Here is an 18143-nt window from a genome sequence, read left to right on the forward strand (position 1 = left end):
GTCAGATTCAATTGCTCGCTTGGGTGGATTTGAAGCCAACCTTTCTGCCAAAGAAACGTTAGAAAATCTAGGATTTCGTGTATCATTTTCAGAACATTACTTAGAGTCTGATATGCTCTATTCTTCTTCAATCAAGAGCCGTGTTGCTGATTTGCACGCTGCTTTTGCTGATGACTCTGTTGATGCTATTCTGGCTACGATTGGTGGTTTTAATTCTAACGAACTGTTGCCCTATCTTGACTACGACTTAATTGCCAAACACCCTAAAATCATCTGTGGCTATTCGGATTCGACAGCCTTTTTGAATGCTATTTTTGCTAAAACTGGAAACCTCACTTACATGGGACCGTCATATTCTAGTTTTAAAATGAAAGAAGGTCAAGATTACCAGAGCAAGGCTTGGTTAAACGCCACGACAAAATCAGCTTACGACCTTGTTCCAAGTCAAGAGTGGTCAAGCGACCCTTGGTATGACCCAACACAACCACGTCATTTTATGCCAACAGAATGGAAAATTTACAACGCAGGGAAAGCTTCTGGCACCATTATTGGTGGAAATTTATCTACTTTTGGACTTCTTCGCGGAACACCGTATGCCCCACAGGTAGAAGACTATGTCCTTTTTTTGGAACAATCCGAAGAAGACGGTTATTACGAATTCACGCGCAATTTTGCAGCAATTTTGCAGGCTTACCCTCAGCCCAAAGCCGTGCTTATCGGACGATTTCCTAAAGAATGCCAAATGACCCAAGATATCTTGATCTACATCTTGGACAAACACCCAATTTTGAAAACCATTCCTGTCATGTATGATCTTGACTTTGCCCACACCCAACCGCTTTTTACCATTACGATTGGAGCAAAAGCTAGCATTGACACGGACAGCTTCAGCATTTCCATTCGGGAATAGGCTTTTTCTCACCATTTGAAAGGGCTTGTGCTGTGGTATAATGGTCATACTGACTATTTTTACATATTGAGGAAAACAGGACTAATGGATACCATCAACAAATACTTTTCCCTAAGCGTGCGTTATGCGATTCGGGGAATTTTTGCATTTGCTTTTTTAGTTGCCGTAGGATTTTTAGGATGGACTTCTCCGCTTGGGTTGATTATCATTCTAGTTAGCTTTTGGCTGTTTAGAAAAGCCATTCTAGCATTTGGTTCGACACTTTTTAAGTTCATCACGCAACATAAAAGGGTAGTTATGCTCGTGGCAATTGCTTTTCAAATACTCCTGCTATTCTCGGCGAGATTACTCATCCGAAGAGATGCGGCGGTGGTTTTCACAGGAGCCTTTCACTACCTTGCCGAAGATTTAACCGTGAACTACATCACGCGCAACCCCAACAACCTCTTTTTGTTCTTGTACGAACGGCTGTTTTTCAATCTTTTTCATGAAAATGGACTGTGGGGCATGATGGGGTTAAACATGCTTTATGTGAATGCCTCAGCCTATATTATCTATGCCACGGCCAAACGCTATGGCAATCAGAAGATAGCTGATCGTTGCTTTTTCTTCTTTATCTTCCTGTTTCTATTTTCGCCCTTTTTTATGAGCATGTACACGGACGTTTTAGCTTTGCCGCTGCTGTGTTTGCAGACTGCCTTGGCGCTTGCTTTGCTACAAACAAACCAAAAGACACAACTCCTAAAAAACGCTACTCTTTTGGGAATCGTGACAGGAGTGACTTATTTCATTCGTCCGACTACGCTTGTCTTAATCATTGCACTTTTTATGATACTTGGGCTAAACCGTTACTGGAAGAAAGGAATTATCATTTTCAGCCTTTTTCTCGTCAGCTTTGGTAGTATTTATGCTGGCGGCAAATGCTTAGAGAGCCACCAAACCGAAATTCAACTGCTCAAAGGTAAAGGCTTAGCCAAATCAGCCCTGCTCTTTGTGGATTTGGGACTGACATTTTCAGGAACAGACCAAGCGGATATGAAAGCGGGATTGTTACAATACGTGGATGAAAGCGAACGGGACAACTACAACAATGGGATGTTTGCCACGGAAAATATCATCAAAGACATCAAGCGTCGCTTAAACGACTACACACCTGTCACTTTTGGGGCACATTTGGTGGTGAAATTGGGAGCAACACTCATGGATGGCAGCTTGGGGTGGACGTATTTTGAAAATCCTGACGATGAAAAAACGCCTTACGTTTCCCCTCTTTATTCCTACACCAAAAACAATGCCTTTTTAAAAGCTGTTCGGCGATTCTGGATTAGCTCAGACACGGTGGAATACCAGCTGTCCTTTCTCATCAGGCAAATCATTTGGTTAATCATGATTATCGGTATGATCAAAGCTACGCGCTTCTCATTTGAAAGCAATGATTTTTTGCTGCTGGCCTTACTTGGCGGCTTAGCCTTCCTCATGATTTTTGAAGGTGGGAAATCACGTTACCTCATTCAATTTATCCCACAAATTCTCCTGCTGGCAGGCAGAGGCTGGGAAAATAACGCTCTTTTTCCAAAAATAAAAGACCTCGACAGTTAATGTCGAGGCTTTTTTGTTAGCCATTACCAAATAATCACACGGTCTTCTGGAGTACGCCACATAGGGTCGCCAGCTTTAACATCAAATTCTTCATGGAAATCATCGAAGTTAGTTAAGGTGACGTTAGTACGAAGCTTGCCAGGAGCGTGAACGTCAATGCTTGCCAACATTTGCATGTACTCTGGACGAGCTTTCATGCGCCAAATGGTTGCAAAATTGATAAAGAAATCACGCGCAGAGAAATCGTCATCTTGTTTGGCTGCCTCAAGTGCGCAAGCCACACCGCCAAGGTCTGCCACGTTTTCAGAAACCGTCAATTTTCCGTTGACTTTCGCTCCGTAAGAATCCAAACCATCAAACTGCTCAACAATTTTATCCGTACGTTCCGTGAAAGCCTTGTAATCTGCTTCTTGCCACCAATTGTTCAAGCTACCATTTTCGTCAAATGAAGCTCCGTTGGTATCAAAGGCGTGAGAAATTTCGTGGGCAATCACTGCTCCGATACCACCATAGTTGGCAGATGAACTTTGTTCCAAACTGTAAAATGGTGCTTGTAAAATAGCAGCTGGAAAGACAATTTGGTTTTGTTGTGGGTCGTAGTAAGCATTGACCATGTGGGCTGGCATATGCCATTCGCTACGGTCAACAGACTTGTTCCATTTGCTCCAACTATGAGCAATTGAAATCTTAGCAAGATTTTGAGCATTTTCAACCAATGACAATGATTCGTCAATGATTTTCTTGGTATAGGTTTCAGGCAATTTTTCAGGGTAACCAATATGTGGCGTAATCGTGTTGAGTTTGACGATGGCCTTATCACGCGTTTCTTGAGCCAACCAATCTGCTGACGCCAAGCGTTTTTTGTAAACATCAATCATGGTAGCCACTTTGTGTTCCACATCGGCTTTGGCTTCTGGTGAGAATTTTTGACCTGCATACCACAATCCTAGAGCTTGGTTGTAAGGTCCTGAAGCCAAATAATAAGCCGCTTTTTTCTTGTCTATGGCTTGTGGCGTTCCTGAAAGGGCTCGACCATAAGTGCCTGAAAGCACACGAATCTCATCAGTCAAATAGCCATTATAATTACCTGCAGCTGAAAGCACCAAATCAGCCTTTAACAAATCCCAATTGTCTTCTGAGTAATAGTCAGACGCAAACTCTGTCCAAAAACGTTCCTCAGGTACAATAACCTTGTCAGGCACCTCACCCAAAATACGTGTGAAAATCGCATCCAAAGGCAATTCTGGAGCAAGTTTGACAAAATCTGCCCAATCATAAGGGTGGTATAATTTGACGTATTCTGATGATTCTTCACGTGACAAAACGTACTTAGCTAGTTTGGCATCTAAGGCAATCACCTTGTCCAACAAATCGCTGATTTCTTCAGCTGAAAAACCAAATTTTGCCAACAATTCTTCTTGCATGTGACGCCAAATAGCCAGTAATTCTTTCCCTTTTTCGTTATCTTCTGCATAGTAAGTGGTGTCTGGCAAAATGGTTTCAGGAGCCTCAGCCCACAAAACATTTAATTGAGCGTTCATGAAATCAGGTGCCACACCAAATGGAAAGGCGTTTGGTTTGCCAGCCAATTCAAACTCCGCAATCTTACCTGCAAAGTCTGAAAAAGAACCTAAATCTTGGTATTCTTTGATTAAAGGAAGAACGGGTGCAACGCCCACTTCCTCACGTTTGTCGTAGTCTGCAGCCATGCGGTGCAACTTCACAAAGTTTTGCAAAATACTATCATCAGGCACATCCTTGCCACTAAGCCACTTGTCTGTGTTTTCTAACATAAGGTCTTCAATCTCATCTGACAAGTCTGAAAAACCACCTGTGCGAGGCTTATCATCAGGGATGACCGCTGTTTTTTCCCATTCGCCGTTGACGGCATCATAAAAATCATCTTGATATCGAGTCATAACAAATCTCCTTTATTCTGATTAGAACTATTTTATCAAAAAATGCACATAATAGCAGATTTAAAAACGCCTGACTCAAATAATAATAGCAGACATGATAGCGCTTTTTTGCTATACTAATTTTTAAGGAGGCTTTTATGACAACAAAACATTACAATTGGGCAACTTTAGGAACAGGGGTCATTGCTAATGAGTTAGCACAAGCCCTAGAACAACAAGGACGAAAGCTTTATTCTGTCGCTAATCGTACTTATGATAAAGGACTCGCTTTCGCTGAAAAATATGGCATTGACAAGGTTTATCAAAACATTGATGACGTTTTTGATGACCCTGAAGTTGACATTATTTACATCTCAACACCACACAATACCCATATCAATTTCTTGCGCAAAGCTTTGGCCAAAGGCAAACATGTTTTGTGTGAAAAATCAATCACTCTAAACGCTGACGAATTAAACGAAGCCATTAAACTTGCCGAGGACAATCATGTCGTGCTGGCAGAAGCCATGACTATTTTCCACATGCCAATTTACCGTCAATTATCTGAAATCATTGCCAGTGGAAAACTTGGAGAATTGAAAATCATCCAAATGAATTTTGGTAGCTACAAAGAATATGACATGACCAACCGTTTCTTCAATCGCAACCTCGCTGGTGGCGCTCTGCTTGATATCGGTGTTTACGCTCTTTCATTTGTTCGCTGGTTTATGACTTCAACACCCAACCAAATTGCTTCTCAAGTCAAACTTGCCCCAACAGGCGTTGACGAACAGGCAGGTATTTTGCTGACAAATGACCAAGGCGAAATGGCAACCTTGACCTTGAGCCTTCATGCGAAACAACCAAAACGTGGGACCATCGCCTATGATAAAGGCTACATCGAGCTTTACGAATACCCTCGCGGTCAAAAGGCTGTGATTACCTACACTGAAGATGGGCACCAAGAAGTCATCGAAGCTGGCAGCACGGCACTTGCCCTTTCTTACGAAGTCGCTGATATGGAAAAAGCCGTTTCTGGTCAAGAAAATGTCATGCACCTTGATTACACCAAAGATGTCATGGACATCATGACCAAACTCCGCCAAGATTGGAACCTCACTTACCCAGAAGAAGAATAAGCATAGTTATCCACAAATCCATCTCTGACAAGGTCAAATTCAAGTTACTTTTGCAGTAACTGTGTTTTGGCATCGTCAGGGATGCTTTTTTGTTCTTTTATCCACTTTTACACACAAGTTATGAACAACCTGTGGATAACCATGCTCATATTTTGGGGATAACTTGTTTATAATTGTGAAATCCGACTCTCAAAACCCTTGATAAAACAACATAAGGCGTGAATTGTCTTGTGGATAACACAAAAAAAGCAGCTCGTTTGAACTGCTCTTTTTAAATCAAATCATCGCGGCTAACTTGTTCAAAATTTTCCGTGCCATCATTTAATTTATCCCAAATAACCACTTCGCCAGCTTTCAAAGACTTCTGAACATCGATAATACGCTGATTTGAAGACCCACGAAATTGCAACATCAAATTCTTCCTGGTGATGTCAAAGCGACCATCCACCAAAATGTCAATCAAACTCAGCATTTCCAGCTTATCTGAGGTTTCTTGCATCATTTCTTCCCAAGTGTACCCTGTCCAAGACCAAATGTCTTTTTCTGGCAATTCACGGCGCACGCGCTTAATCAAGGGCAATAAAATCCCTGTATTCAAGAAGGGTTCACCGCCCAAAAGCGTCAAACCTTGGACATAAGGTTGTGCCAAATCCGCCATGATTTGCTCTTCTAGCTCCTTGGTATAAGGCATTCCTGCTTGAAATGACCAGGTCGCTGCGTTATAACACCCCTTGCAGTGAAACATACAACCCGACACATACAAGGAATTCCGCACACCTTCTCCATCAACAAAGTTAAATGCTTTGTAATCAATGATACGCCCTTGGCTTAATTCTTCTGATTTCCATTCACCAGGCTTGGGAGTATTCCAATTTGCTTCTTCCATCCTAGCCTTCTTTCTAATCTAATTATTTGACTTATCCACAAGTTATTCTTCAGCCAGATTGATCCAATAACGCTCAGTTGACTCACGGACATCTTCTAAAACACCACCATTTGCTAAAATCACCTTTCGACTGGCAATATTATCCGTGTGACAAGTCACCAAAGCTTGTTTGATGTTTTTCTTTTTAGCTTCTAGTAAACCTAGATGAAGCTGTTTCTTAGCCAATCCCTTATGACGCTCTGACGGACGAATCGAATACCCAATATGTCCCCCCTTATTTAAGAGATTATCATTTAGACGTAAACGTAAATGCAAAAATCCTAGAGCCCTTCCGTTATCATCAAAAGAAACAAATTGAATCGCTGGAACAAACGTTGACGGCACATCAATACCCATTTCACTTAATTGATTTCTTTCAATCCAGTCCTCATAAACAAAGTTATCCACAGACCAAAAACCGCCGTCATGAGCAGATTGACTTGCCTCAAATTCTTTCATCATGTCAATAACAGCTGCTTTATCTGATAATTCAGGTCTTCGTAATTGCATAAACGGTACCTCTATTTACTTTTCTTTTTAGCTTTTTCTAAAAACTGCGCTTTCAACTGACTAACACGCGCTTTTTTGTCAGTTTTCACATTTGAATGTTTTTCATGAAAACGTTCCACTTGTTGCATCCCTTTATAATCTAACTGGTATTTTCCCATTTGCTAATATCCTTTCTAGTCAGACCTCTAACCTGACCCACCAAAATAATAAAGAAGCAGGGACGCATGGTCTCAGCTTCTCATCTTATCAATCAACGACGACTCCCAAAATTAAGCACGGTGTTTGCTATAATCCCCAGGATTTTTAATAGTAGAGCCATTCATGTGTTTAACACGAGCAGAAATTTCTTTGTGGCGACCATTAACCATTGGGCGAGCTTGCGGATTTCCTAGGTAACCACATGTTCGTTTGACAACATCAACGGTTTTAGGGTCGCTATTACCGCAGTTTGGGCAGACAAATCCGCGTTCTGTTGGCGTGAAATCTCCTTCAAAACCACATTGGTAACAACGGTCGATTGGGGTATTGGTACCAAGATAACCAATACGTGTATATGCATAATCCCAAACAGCTTCCAAGGCTTTTGGATTTTGTTGAAGCACTGGGTATTCACAATAATGAATGAAACCACCAGTTGCACCAGCTTCTGGATAAGCTTTTTCAAAATCTAATTTTTCAAATGGTGTTGGGTTCTTACGCACATCGTAGTGGAAAGAATTGGTGTAGTATTCCTTATCGATAATGTCTTTCACAAGACCAAATTTCTCTGTATCCAAGCGGCAGAAACGATCAGTCAAGCTTTCAGATGGTGTTGAATATACTGAGAAATGATAATCAAACTCATCTGACCACTCTTCACAGAATTGTTTCATTTTGCGAACGATATCAACCGTAAAGGCTTTAGCTTCAGCATTGCTTTCCCATTCAGGACCATAGAAAACGGTACCCACTTCGTAAAGACCAATGTAACCAAGTGAAACTGTTGCACGGCGATGACGGAAAAGTTCGTCCACATTGTCGTATTTGCCAAGACGTTGACCAAAGGCACCGTATTGATACAAAATAGGGGCATTGGCTGGCGTTGCTTCTTTGACGCGTTCGACTCGGTAAACCAAAGCATCTTTGGCAATACCCATGCGTTCATTGAAAATATCCCAGAATTTGTTCATATCGCCATTTGATTCCATAGCAATACGAGGAAGATTGACCGTCACAACCCCAAGATTCATACGACCTGAGTTGACTTCAACGCCATTTTCGTCTTTCCACCCTTGCAAGAATGAACGGCAACCCATTGGCGCTTTAAATGAACCTGTCAATTCAATGATTTTGTCATAAGACAAGACATCAGGATACATCCGTTTTGTAGCACATTCCAAGGCTAATTGCTTGATATCATAGTTTGGTGTGCCGACTTCTAGGTTAAGACCACTCTTCAACGTGAAAATCAATTTAGGGAAAATGGCTGTGCGGTGTTCGCTACCAAGCCCTTTGATGCGGATTTCAAGAATGGCTTTTTGAATTTCACGTTCAAACCAGTTAGTACCAAGACCAAAACCAAGTGAGGTAAACGGTGTTTGCCCATTTGACGTGAACAAGGTATTGATTTCGTATTCAAGGCTTTGCATCGCATCATAAATGTCTTTTTTCGTTTTGGTACGAGCATAGTCTTCACGAAGGTCTTCTGCTACCCAATCTTGAGCGTCTTTTAAGTGTTTTTTATAATTCAATTCAGCGTAAGGTGCCAAAAATTCATCAATGCGGTCTGCCGTACAACCACCGTATTGGCTAGAAGCTACGTTCGCGATGATTTGCGAAATTTGGGCTGTCGCTGTTTGAATTGATTTTGGACTTTCTACCTCAGCATTGCCAATCTTAAAGCCATTGGCCAACATCCCTTTAAAGTCAATTAAACAGCAGTTAGTCATTGGGGTATATGGGCTATAATCAAGGTCGTGGTAATGAATGTCCCCTTTTTGATGCGCATTAGCCACGTGTGATGGCAACATTTTAAGACCAATTGATTTGCCAACGATACCAGCCGTCAAATCACGTTGTGTGTTGAAAACTTCGCTATCTTTATTGGCGTTTTCATTGACAATGGTTTGATCCTTGTTCAACAATTTATCAATGGTAAAATTGATATCTGTTGCTTGCGAACGCGCAAAATCGCGCTTGGTACGGTAATTGATGTATTCTTGTGCGATGGCATATTCATTAGCTGCCAAAAGCTCATGCTCAACGATATTTTGAATTTCATAAATTTTAACATCGTCTTTAAAGCGGTCTATAATTTCCGCAATGATGTTATTTGAAATGGTTTCTAATTTTGCCTCAACGAGTGGGGATAATTTAGTCACATTATTACTTGCTTTTAGTAAGGCATTGTATATCTTTTCGGCTTCAAAATTAACAGAACGTCCATCACGTTTGATGACTTTGATTGCCGGTTGATCTGTTATTATTTCCTTTTCCAATGTAATCATAAGAACACTCCTTTGCCCGTCTATTATAACACGTTGACTCTAAAAAAATCAATATCTTGTGGCAAATCTTTTAGAAGAACACAAGATATTGATTTTATCGTCATTTATAGTTGTTTTTTACTTCTTACGATAAATCGTAAAGTCAGATACTTTTTTGACCGAAACGGTTTCGTAATTTGATTTTAAATCTTTTTGAACCACCTCAGGCAATTTCTCGTTTTTATGAACGATAACATAAGTCGCCACGTTTTGCAACAACTCATCTTCAAGCACTTTTTGATTGTCATCTTTTGCTGTATTGACAAGCGGTGATGAAAATTGCGAACTACTTGGTAAGCCACTTTCTAAATAAATCTTAGAAGAACTATCCCAAACATAAATAGAATCTTCATCAGAAGTATTTGATGCCAAATAAGTAGCAATCGTTGAACGCTGGCTATTATCACCAAAAGTGATGATATTTGACACGATTGGACGTCCTATCCCAACAATCAAAACCAAAACAGGAAGGTAGAGGAACGTTTTCACATAAAACTCAAATGCACCTTTAGTGTTTCGAGAAGACTTTTGACGGCGATGTGAAGAACGAACCATATAGCATTTGTAACGCTCGTCAAGTGCCACAGCAGTCAAAATCAAGCCAAAAGGCATCGCTGCCAACAAGTGATAGAACTCATACGTCTGTGATACCAAATCAAGCAGCAAAAAGCCGATAAATACCACGAAAATGAGGTATTTGACCATGCGGTCTTTGTTATCTTTAAGCACTTTGTTAAATGAAAGCAAGCCAAACAACAAGCCTGAAAAAAGCAGCAAGTCCACTTGGAAGAGCAAAGTCAAAAAGAAATTATGGTCACCTGTAGCAAAATAAGTAAATGGGTAAACAATGGCTTGTGAAATATAAGGCGATAAAATTTGCAAGTTCAACACAAAGTAACCAACAGTGTACAAAATGAGAATCATCCCAAAAATAATACACAGTAATTGGTAAAAGCCTCGCGCCAAATGTTTTTTTCTTGAGTTATAAACAATAATCGCAATAAAAGACAATAACCAAAAAACCAAGGTTCTTGGGTCTAAAAGCATTGACGCTGACCCTGCAAAGCCATACAAAATATAGGCTTCATCTTTAATCAGACCTGCAAAGTATTTCGTCAAGAACCATAAAGACACCAAGACAAACGGCATGGCAAATTGGACAGGATACAAACCGCCAAAACCAAGAGCTACATTTAACAAGTAGAAAACACCACTCATACCCACGGCAAATCGTTGATTAGACGTGAAGTAATGGATGAGTTTGTAAAAATAAATCCCTGACACATAAAAAATGAGCACTTGAAGGGGAACCAGCCACAAGGTTGACCCTAGATAGTAAGCTAAGGCAATCAGGGTGTAATAAAGAAAACCACCTGTCGCAAACATATCTGTAAACGGCAACTGCCCTTTAGTAAACATGAAACCAACGTACAAATTTTGAGATTGCAAACTATTGGCCCAGTCCGTAAGTAAAGGATTGGCTACGGATAAGCATCCCACAATAATACTGATGATTAGCAGAAAAAACTTATGGCGTCTAGGAACCTTGGTGCTGATAGCCGCACCTTGCCTTTTAGGAGTCAAACCACTCGTACGTGTCAAGCGACTATAAGACGGCACGCCATTTTGATTTAAATTCACTTCCTCTGATGTATTCACTTATTTTCTCCTTGAATTTCGTCCTTAATAAGTATAACAGAAACTAAACATTAGTCAATTTGATGATTATACCATAAAAAGCTAAAGGATGGCTAAAATAATTGAAAATAGGCTAAATCTCTGAACAAGAAAAAAGAACCGCACATCTTACGTGCAGTTCATCAGGAATCGCTTCATCCAGTATGATTAGTCTTCATCAATGAAGCTACTGAAAACTTCTTCAATCATATCCCACTCAGCGTCAGAGTCTTCAGGGATTGGTTGAAGGTCGCCTTCTGTTCCATCTTCATTTTCAGTGAAAGAATAAGCTTGGATTTCAATTTCACCTTGCTCATCTTCTTCAGCACCAGCAGGAACCAAAAGAACGTAATTCTTACCAAATTCTTCACGACCATCGATGGTCAAAAGAATTTCAAATAAGGTTTCATTTCCGTGCTCATCGACTAAGGTAATAACTTCATGTTCATGTTCATGATTATGTGCCATGGGCTTTCTCCTTTAAAACATTCTATCCAAATAATTTTGTAAAATAAGCTGCGCAGCCAATTTGTCAATCACTTTTTTACGTTTGCCTCGACTCACATCAGCTTGTTCTACCAACATACGCTCTGCCTGTACGGTCGTCAAGCGTTCGTCTTGGTAATCCACAGGGATACCAAATAAATCCGCAATCTTGTCACCATATGACTTACTGACCTCAACACGAGGACCTTCGGTATTGTTCATATTTTTAGGCAGACCAACAACAAATTTATCGACTTTATATTCTTTAACCAGCTGACCTAATCGGTCAAAGCCAAATTCGCCAGCTTCTTCATCGATTTTGATAATCTCGACACCTTGAGCGGTAAAACCAAGTGGGTCACTAATGGCAACACCAACTGTTTTTGAACCGACATCTAGTCCCATTATTCTCATTTTAAATCAATTCCATTTCCTTTGAGATAATATCGAACAAGTTCTTCAACAATCTCATCACGTTCGTATTTGCGAATCTGATTTCTAGCATTGTTATAACGAGGAACATAAGCAGGGTCCCCACTCAAAACGTAACCTACAATCTGATTAATTGGATTGTATCCCTTTTCATCGAGAGAACGATACACTGTTGTCAAAGTCTCGCTGATTTCTTTTTTGTTTCTATCGTCTAAATTGAAGCGTACAGTTTCATCTGTAAATCCCATACTTACACCTTCTTTCTAAAACAGCTATCACCAACTATTATAGCCTATTCAAAAGGATTTCACAAGAATCTAACTTTATTTCAGTAAACTTTATCACCCTTTTTTCACACCATGCAAAAACACCTCAAACATCAGCCCACAAAGCCTACGTTTAAGGTGTTCTTATCAATCTGTTGCTGGCTAATCCTAACCATCAGCCCACTGTTATATGACCTTGAAAAACACTATCATAGTGCGGCACGAAGACGGGCTTCTGTATTTTCTACATTACGAATAGAACGTGGTAGAAAAGCACGAATGTCATCTTCCTTGTAACCAACTTGAAGGCGTTTTTCATCAATCAAAATCGGACTTTTTAGGATACGTGGATTTTCTTGAATCAAGTCAATAACCTCACTCAAGCTCAATTCATCTAAATTGCAATCCAAGGCTTTGGCATAGCGGTTTTTAGAGGAAACAATACTCTCTATACCATTTTCTGTTTTTGTTAATATAGCTAAAATTTCTTCTCGGGTTAGCGGTTCTTTTCCTAAATTCTGTTCTTTATAAGGGAGCTGATGAGCGTTTAGCCAAGCTTTCGCTTTCTTACAGCTTGTACAACTAGAAATTGTATAAATTTTAATCATGTGTACTCTCACTTTCTATCCCATGATAGTTGTATTATAGCACACTAATCTGAACGAAAACATGGGACCTAAGACCGATTTCTAACGAAAAACTGTTATTATTCTTCAATTTCGATCGTATCTTCGAGGTCAAGAACCACTTCGTCTGATGGTTCTTTTTGAGTTGGCTCTTCGTTGTCGCTAGCAACTGGAGCATCAGGAGCATCAGCATCTTCAATTAAACCATAATGCACGCGCACTTTATGATCAATTTCATCGAAGATTTCAGGGTGGTCACTTAAGTATTTCTTCGCATTCTCTGAACCTTGACCAATTTTGTCGTCATTGTAAGAGAACCAAGCACCAGCTTTCTTGATGATATTCAAATCACTGGCGATTTTAAGCAATTCACCCGTGCGTGAAATTCCTTCTCCGTACATGATTTCCACTTCAGCTGTTTTAAAGGGTGGAGCCACCTTGTTTTTAACGACTTTGATCTTGGTTTCTTTACCGATGCTGCTATCTTTTTGGTCACCTGTTCCCTTGATTTGTGTGTTACCACGCACATCTAGACGAATAGATGAATAAAACTTCAAGGCACGTCCACCAGGAGTTGTCTCAGGGTTTCCAAACATCACACCAACTTTTTCACGCAACTGGTTAATGAAAATAGCGATGGTTTTTGTTTTGTTGATAGAAGCAGATAATTTACGCATGGCTTGGCTCATCATACGAGCTTGCAAACCAACGTGGTTATCACCAATATCACCATCAATTTCAGCACGCGGTACCAAAGCTGCCACTGAATCGACAACGACAAGGTCAACGGCACCAGAATCAATCAATTTCCCTGCAATCTCAAGTCCTTGTTCACCTGAATCAGGTTGTGATAACAAAAGTTCATCAATATTAACCCCAAGAGCTGCGGCATAAGATGGGTCCAAAGCGTGTTCAGCATCGATAAAGGCTGCCACACCACCTTCTTTTTGAGCTTGCGCAACGGCATGAAGGGCGACCGTTGTTTTACCTGAAGATTCAGGTCCGTAGATTTCAATGATACGTCCTTTAGGATAGCCACCAGCTCCAAGTGCAATATCAAGAGCTAAACTACCTGAGCTCATCACTTGAACTTTTTGTTCTGCACGCTCGCCAAGTCGCATCACAGCGCCTTTCCCGAAATCTTTTTCAATCATTTTCAAAGCATCATCTAGTGCTTTTTTACGCTCGTCACCAAATTTTTTAGTAACAGCTTCTGTTTTCTTTGTTTTTTTTGCCAAATTATTCCCTTTCTGATTATTCGAAATACGACTTTATTATACCAAAAATCAAATGTCTAATAAAGCTTGACGTACTAAGTTAAAAGCGTACAAAGTCGCGATATGACGGACATCTGAACGACTTTTACCACCGATATGAAGATGGATCGAACGGCAATCGTCTTTTGTCGAAATGCCAATAAAAATGGTTCCTGCTGGATGTCCTTCCAAACTATCTGGACCAGCAACGCCAGTCAAACCAATGCCAATATCTGCACCTGTCAACAAACGTGATTGTTCCGCCATTTTTTCAGCGGTAAAGTGACTAACCACACCATGTTCTTGCAAATCTTCTAATGGAATGTGCAACAATTTTGATTTTTCTTCCATGCTGTATGTCACAAAACCGCCGTTAAAGACGGAAGAGGCACCTGAAAAGTCTGCGATAGTGGATTGAAATAGCCCTGCGGTCAAACTTTCTGCTGCTGTAATGGTTTTATGGTGTTCTTTGAGCAATTGAAAGACCACACGCGCCAAACTATTATCATCACCATAAGCGTAAAGCAATTCACTCAATGGGACATTATCCAAGGTTGATTTAGCCAAAATAGCTTGTTCCAATTGGTCTAATTTTACCTTAGCGACAGCCTCATCTGCTGCTTTTGTTGACAAACGAAGTGTTACCTCACCTGTTTTAGCATAAGGAGCAATGGTTGGGTCTGTTTGATTGTCAATCAAGTCAGACAGAACGGTTACCAATTGGCTTTCCCCGATGCCAAAGAAACGCAAAACCCGTGAATATAGGCGTTCATTATGTCCTGACAAAAGAGGAACCAATTCATTTAAGACCATCGGTTTTAATTCACTTGGCGGACCTGGTAGCACGACGTAAGTAACGCCATCAACAGTTACCAAGCCACCCACAGCTAAACCTGTGATATTTTGCAAGGGCGTTGCCCCCTCAATTAACTGAGCTTGACGGTCATTGTTGGCCGTACGAACAAATTGGGGACGCGTTGCAAAATAGTCATTCAAACGTTGATTGGCTTCTTCGTTGATCACCAAATCGCGTTTGAGGTATTTTGCCAAAGTTTGTTTGGTTAAATCATCTTCCGTTGGTCCCAAGCCACCACACAAAACGATGAGGTCGCTTCTTTGACTGGCTAAATCAATAACCGACAACAGACGCTCTTCGTTATCACCTACGGTAGTTTGAAAAAAGACATCAATTCCCAATTTAGCAAATTCTTCTGAGAGAAATTGAGCATTGGTGTTGGTAATTTGACCTGTTAAAATTTCTGTTCCAACAGTAACCAGTTCAGCTTTCATAATGACCTCCTGCTTATTTATTCGTTTTTTAACTGTGTTTCACATGAAACATCAGCCCTTCATCAGCATCTTAAGACTTGATTTGATGTATTGTTCTGCTGTTTCATTGGTACCTTCAAAGAACTGGCGGATTTTCTTGAGTTCTGTGGCTTTATAGCCCAATGCCAAAAGAGCTTCCATGGCTTCTTCAAGCGGCTCGTTGCTTGCTGTTTTTGCCTGAGCAGCTCTGCCATTTTCCACAGGAACATCGACGAACTTCCCTGCCAAATCCAAAACCATCTGTTGCGCTGTTTTTTTCCCGATTTTTGGGAATTTCATCAAGTACTTGATGTCGCTCGTGTCAATCGCATGAACCAAGCCTTCGTTGTCATCTACGGCAATAATAGCTAGCGCCGTCGTTGGTCCAATACCTGATACCGAAATCAAGTTCAAAAAGACGGACTTTTCATCTTCAGTATGAAAACCAAACAACAACTGAGCATCCTCACGAACAACTTGATGCACATAAATCTGCACCTCTTGATTAACTAAGTTTGAAAAACTGTAAGGGTTAGCCACATTCACGATGTATCCCAAACCGCCAGCCTCCACAACGATGTACTTGGCGGTGATTTTGGTTAATTTTCCTTTGATGTAATCATACATATCAATATTTTCCTAACTCTCTTAAACTAGTATGATTTTCTTGAATCCGACGGAACATTTTTTCCATATCTACTTTGGTGAAATGCACCAAGACAGGACGGCCATGCGGACAATTGTAGGGATTTTTACAGTGGGACAATTGAACCAACAAATGCCGAGCCGAGTAGTCGTCTAGTATATGATTGGCTTTAATTGAACGCTTGCAAGACATCATAATAGCCAATTCAGCACGGTACTTTTTCACCGATACATCATTAGTCAATAAAAGCATGTCGCACATTTCATAAACCGCCGACTCAATTTCTTCCTCCTTCATCCAAATCGGATGCTCACGTAAGATAAAAGTATTGTTGCCATACGGCTCCAAATGGATACCGACTTGCTGCAACAAAGGCATTTTTTCTTGTAAAGCAATGAAATCAGCCCCTGAAAATTCAAAAAGATAGGGCATGAGCAGTTGCTGTAAAGAACTGTCAACCTCTCCGATTTTTTCGCGGTAATACTCGTATTTCACACGTTCTTGCGCAGCGTGTTGGTCGATGATGTACAAGCCATCTGTTCCCTGAGCAAAGAGATAAGTTCCATGCATTTGCCCAAAATAGTCCAACTCTGGGAAGGTTGACGACTCCTCCGTATCAAGGGTTTCAATCATCCTAGTAATTTTAGCTTTATTGGCAAAATCCAAAGCATCGTGTTCATCACCTGATGTTTCTGGCGTTAAACGTTGAGCGTATTTCACTGACGGTTGATTGTCAACTTCCTTGACAACCTTGTCAATGTCATTAAACACCTGTCTTGGTTGCTCTTCGACGGTGTCAGATTTGACAAAAAAGTCTTGACGCTCCTTATCATAATACAAATCCGTTTGCTTTAAAGGAAGAGTGGTTTGTTCAGGTTTTGCTAACCCGCGTGTGCTTGATTTGGCAAGATTTTCAAGCGCATCTGGAATCAAATCCTGCTCTCGCAAGCTCTCTGAAATAGCCGAACTAATCAAAACCATTAACTCTTTTTCCTTAGAAATACGAACTTCCTGCTTTGTGGGATGGACATTGACATCCGCTAAATAAGGGTCAATTTGAATATCAATAACCGCAATAGGGAAACGCCCCACCATCAATTTCGAACCGTAGCCATCCAAAATAGCACGATTCAGCAAGAAATTTTTGATGTAACGGCCATTAATCAAAATGGTAATGTAATTCCGATTGGCACGTGTCAACTCAGGCAAACTAATGTATCCTGACACTTCAAAATCAAGGTCAGCATTAGAAATCTCAATCATTTTCTTCGCTGTATTGAGGCCGTAAATGCCTGCAATCGCCTGACGCAAATCCCCTGTTCCAGCAGTTGTCGTCATCTGACGACCGTCATTTATCAATTTAAAAGCCACCTCAGGATGAGCCAAACTCAAACGATTGACCACATCCACAATGTGTGCCAATTCTGATTGAAGGCTTTTCATGTATTTGAGGCGAGCAGGTGTATTATAAAACAGATCCTCAACGGTGATTTTCGTACCCACAGGGGTTGAAATGGGTTCTTGTTTTTCAATTTCGCCACCTTTAGCTACCAAAAGTGTCCCGTAATCTTCGTCTGCCGTTGCCGTCTTTAGCGTGAAATGACTGATTGACGCAATAGACGGTAGAGCTTCGCCGCGAAATCCTAGCGTTCGAATGCGAAAAAGATCAGCTTGACTTTTGATTTTACTCGTCGCATGACGTTGTAAACTAAGAGCAACATCTTCTTGGGCGATCCCTTCCCCATTGTCAGTCACTTGAATTTTCTTAAGGCCTGATTCCTCAACCTCTATCGTGATTTGACTACTCCCAGCATCAATCGCATTTTCCACTAATTCCTTGACAACGCTGGCTGGTCGCTCGATAACTTCACCCGCCGCAATCTGGTTAGCCAAAACTTCTGGTAACTCGATAATTTTACTCATATGATTCGTAGGGCTTT

17 protein-coding genes are annotated in these 18143 nt (G+C 40.7%); 3 read left to right on the forward strand and 14 right to left on the reverse strand.

The genetic code is table 11. The features are described 5' to 3' along the window. On the forward strand, positions 1-910 hold a 910-nt coding region (locus B3R79_RS03810; protein ID WP_293693853.1), incomplete at its 5' end, for a S66 family peptidase. 84 nt (positions 911-994) lie between these two features. Further along, entirely contained in the window at positions 995-2509 is a 1515-nt protein-coding gene (locus B3R79_RS03815) for a glycosyltransferase family 39 protein (protein WP_293693855.1), read from the forward strand. Positions 2510-2532: 23 nt separating this feature from the next. Here the strand turns inward: B3R79_RS03815 and B3R79_RS03820 are convergent, their stop codons facing one another. Beyond that, positions 2533-4428, reverse strand: a complete 1896-nt coding sequence (locus tag B3R79_RS03820) for a M13 family metallopeptidase (RefSeq protein WP_293693857.1) — start codon at positions 4426-4428, stop codon at positions 2533-2535. A gap of 137 nt (positions 4429-4565) precedes the next feature. On the opposite strand from B3R79_RS03820, the gene B3R79_RS03825 reads away from it, so the two are divergent. After that, positions 4566-5546 carry a Gfo/Idh/MocA family protein gene (locus tag B3R79_RS03825; RefSeq protein WP_154454907.1) on the forward strand — a complete coding sequence of 327 codons (981 nt, stop codon included), beginning with the start codon at positions 4566-4568 and terminating at the stop codon, positions 5544-5546. A 271-nt stretch (positions 5547-5817) separates the two neighbouring features. Here the strand turns inward: B3R79_RS03825 and nrdG are convergent, their stop codons facing one another. From nrdG to mutL, 13 genes are all read right to left on the reverse strand, one after another. Further along, a complete protein-coding gene (nrdG, locus tag B3R79_RS03830) occupies positions 5818-6432 on the reverse strand; it encodes an anaerobic ribonucleoside-triphosphate reductase activating protein (protein ID WP_168261189.1) in 615 nt (204 codons plus the stop codon). Positions 6433-6474: 42 nt separating this feature from the next. After that, positions 6475-6981 carry a GNAT family N-acetyltransferase gene (locus B3R79_RS03835; protein ID WP_168261190.1) on the reverse strand — a complete coding sequence of 169 codons (507 nt, stop codon included), beginning with the start codon at positions 6979-6981 and terminating at the stop codon, positions 6475-6477. Between the two features lie 11 nt (positions 6982-6992). Beyond that, positions 6993-7139, reverse strand: coding sequence for a hypothetical protein (locus B3R79_RS03840; protein ID WP_012962621.1), 147 nt, complete (start codon positions 7137-7139; stop codon positions 6993-6995). 111 nt (positions 7140-7250) lie between these two features. Next, positions 7251-9467, reverse strand: a complete 2217-nt coding sequence (nrdD, locus tag B3R79_RS03845; protein WP_293693861.1) for an anaerobic ribonucleoside-triphosphate reductase — start codon at positions 9465-9467, stop codon at positions 7251-7253. 117 nt (positions 9468-9584) lie between these two features. Continuing rightward, positions 9585-11165 (reverse strand): DUF2079 domain-containing protein, encoded by a 1581-nt coding sequence (locus B3R79_RS03850; RefSeq protein ID WP_293693863.1) that lies wholly within the window; start codon positions 11163-11165, stop codon positions 9585-9587. A 186-nt stretch (positions 11166-11351) separates the two neighbouring features. After that, on the reverse strand, positions 11352-11651 hold the full coding sequence (locus B3R79_RS03855; protein WP_293693865.1) for a DUF1292 domain-containing protein: 300 nt from the start codon (positions 11649-11651) through the stop codon (positions 11352-11354). 12 nt (positions 11652-11663) lie between these two features. Continuing rightward, on the reverse strand, positions 11664-12083 hold the full coding sequence (gene ruvX, locus B3R79_RS03860; protein ID WP_154454977.1) for a Holliday junction resolvase RuvX: 420 nt from the start codon (positions 12081-12083) through the stop codon (positions 11664-11666). After that, complete coding sequence (locus B3R79_RS03865; RefSeq protein ID WP_154454976.1) at positions 12080-12349, reverse strand: IreB family regulatory phosphoprotein; 270 nt, start codon at positions 12347-12349, stop codon at positions 12080-12082. The genes ruvX and B3R79_RS03865 overlap by 4 nt, the downstream gene beginning before the upstream one ends. A gap of 227 nt (positions 12350-12576) precedes the next feature. Then, a complete protein-coding gene (gene spx / locus B3R79_RS03870; RefSeq protein ID WP_154454975.1) occupies positions 12577-12975 on the reverse strand; it encodes a transcriptional regulator Spx in 399 nt (132 codons plus the stop codon). Between the two features lie 98 nt (positions 12976-13073). Further along, complete coding sequence (gene recA, locus B3R79_RS03875; protein WP_154454974.1) at positions 13074-14231, reverse strand: recombinase RecA; 1158 nt, start codon at positions 14229-14231, stop codon at positions 13074-13076. A gap of 48 nt (positions 14232-14279) precedes the next feature. Further along, complete coding sequence (locus B3R79_RS03880; RefSeq protein WP_293693867.1) at positions 14280-15539, reverse strand: competence/damage-inducible protein A; 1260 nt, start codon at positions 15537-15539, stop codon at positions 14280-14282. 51 nt (positions 15540-15590) lie between these two features. Continuing rightward, a complete protein-coding gene (gene ruvA / locus B3R79_RS03885; protein WP_293693869.1) occupies positions 15591-16184 on the reverse strand; it encodes a Holliday junction branch migration protein RuvA in 594 nt (197 codons plus the stop codon). Between the two features lies 1 nt (position 16185). Further along, positions 16186-18126, reverse strand: coding sequence for a DNA mismatch repair endonuclease MutL (gene mutL, locus B3R79_RS03890; RefSeq protein WP_293693871.1), 1941 nt, complete (start codon positions 18124-18126; stop codon positions 16186-16188). Positions 18127-18143 lie beyond the last annotated feature (17 nt).

Origin of the sequence: Streptococcus sp. UBA3373 (assembly GCF_002360305.1) — a bacterium.
In the GTDB taxonomy this organism is placed as follows: domain Bacteria; phylum Bacillota; class Bacilli; order Lactobacillales; family Streptococcaceae; genus Streptococcus; species Streptococcus alactolyticus.

What these genes read in the sequence shown, in the direction of transcription:
- B3R79_RS03815 (WP_293693855.1), top strand. Translation starts at nt 995, where the DNA reads ATGGATACCATCAACAAATACTTTTCCCTAAGCGTGCGTTATGCGATT.
- B3R79_RS03820 (WP_293693857.1), bottom strand. Translation starts at nt 4,428, where the DNA reads ATGACTCGATATCAAGATGATTTTTATGATGCCGTCAACGGCGAATGG.
- B3R79_RS03825 (WP_154454907.1), top strand. Translation starts at nt 4,566, where the DNA reads ATGACAACAAAACATTACAATTGGGCAACTTTAGGAACAGGGGTCATT.
- nrdG (WP_168261189.1), bottom strand. Translation starts at nt 6,432, where the DNA reads ATGGAAGAAGCAAATTGGAATACTCCCAAGCCTGGTGAATGGAAATCA.
- B3R79_RS03835 (WP_168261190.1), bottom strand. Translation starts at nt 6,981, where the DNA reads ATGCAATTACGAAGACCTGAATTATCAGATAAAGCAGCTGTTATTGAC.
- B3R79_RS03840 (WP_012962621.1), bottom strand. Translation starts at nt 7,139, where the DNA reads ATGGGAAAATACCAGTTAGATTATAAAGGGATGCAACAAGTGGAACGT.
- nrdD (WP_293693861.1), bottom strand. Translation starts at nt 9,467, where the DNA reads ATGATTACATTGGAAAAGGAAATAATAACAGATCAACCGGCAATCAAA.
- B3R79_RS03855 (WP_293693865.1), bottom strand. Translation starts at nt 11,651, where the DNA reads ATGGCACATAATCATGAACATGAACATGAAGTTATTACCTTAGTCGAT.
- ruvX (WP_154454977.1), bottom strand. Translation starts at nt 12,083, where the DNA reads ATGAGAATAATGGGACTAGATGTCGGTTCAAAAACAGTTGGTGTTGCC.
- B3R79_RS03865 (WP_154454976.1), bottom strand. Translation starts at nt 12,349, where the DNA reads ATGGGATTTACAGATGAAACTGTACGCTTCAATTTAGACGATAGAAAC.
- spx (WP_154454975.1), bottom strand. Translation starts at nt 12,975, where the DNA reads ATGATTAAAATTTATACAATTTCTAGTTGTACAAGCTGTAAGAAAGCG.
- B3R79_RS03880 (WP_293693867.1), bottom strand. Translation starts at nt 15,539, where the DNA reads ATGAAAGCTGAACTGGTTACTGTTGGAACAGAAATTTTAACAGGTCAA.
- ruvA (WP_293693869.1), bottom strand. Translation starts at nt 16,184, where the DNA reads ATGTATGATTACATCAAAGGAAAATTAACCAAAATCACCGCCAAGTAC.
- mutL (WP_293693871.1), bottom strand. Translation starts at nt 18,126, where the DNA reads ATGAGTAAAATTATCGAGTTACCAGAAGTTTTGGCTAACCAGATTGCG.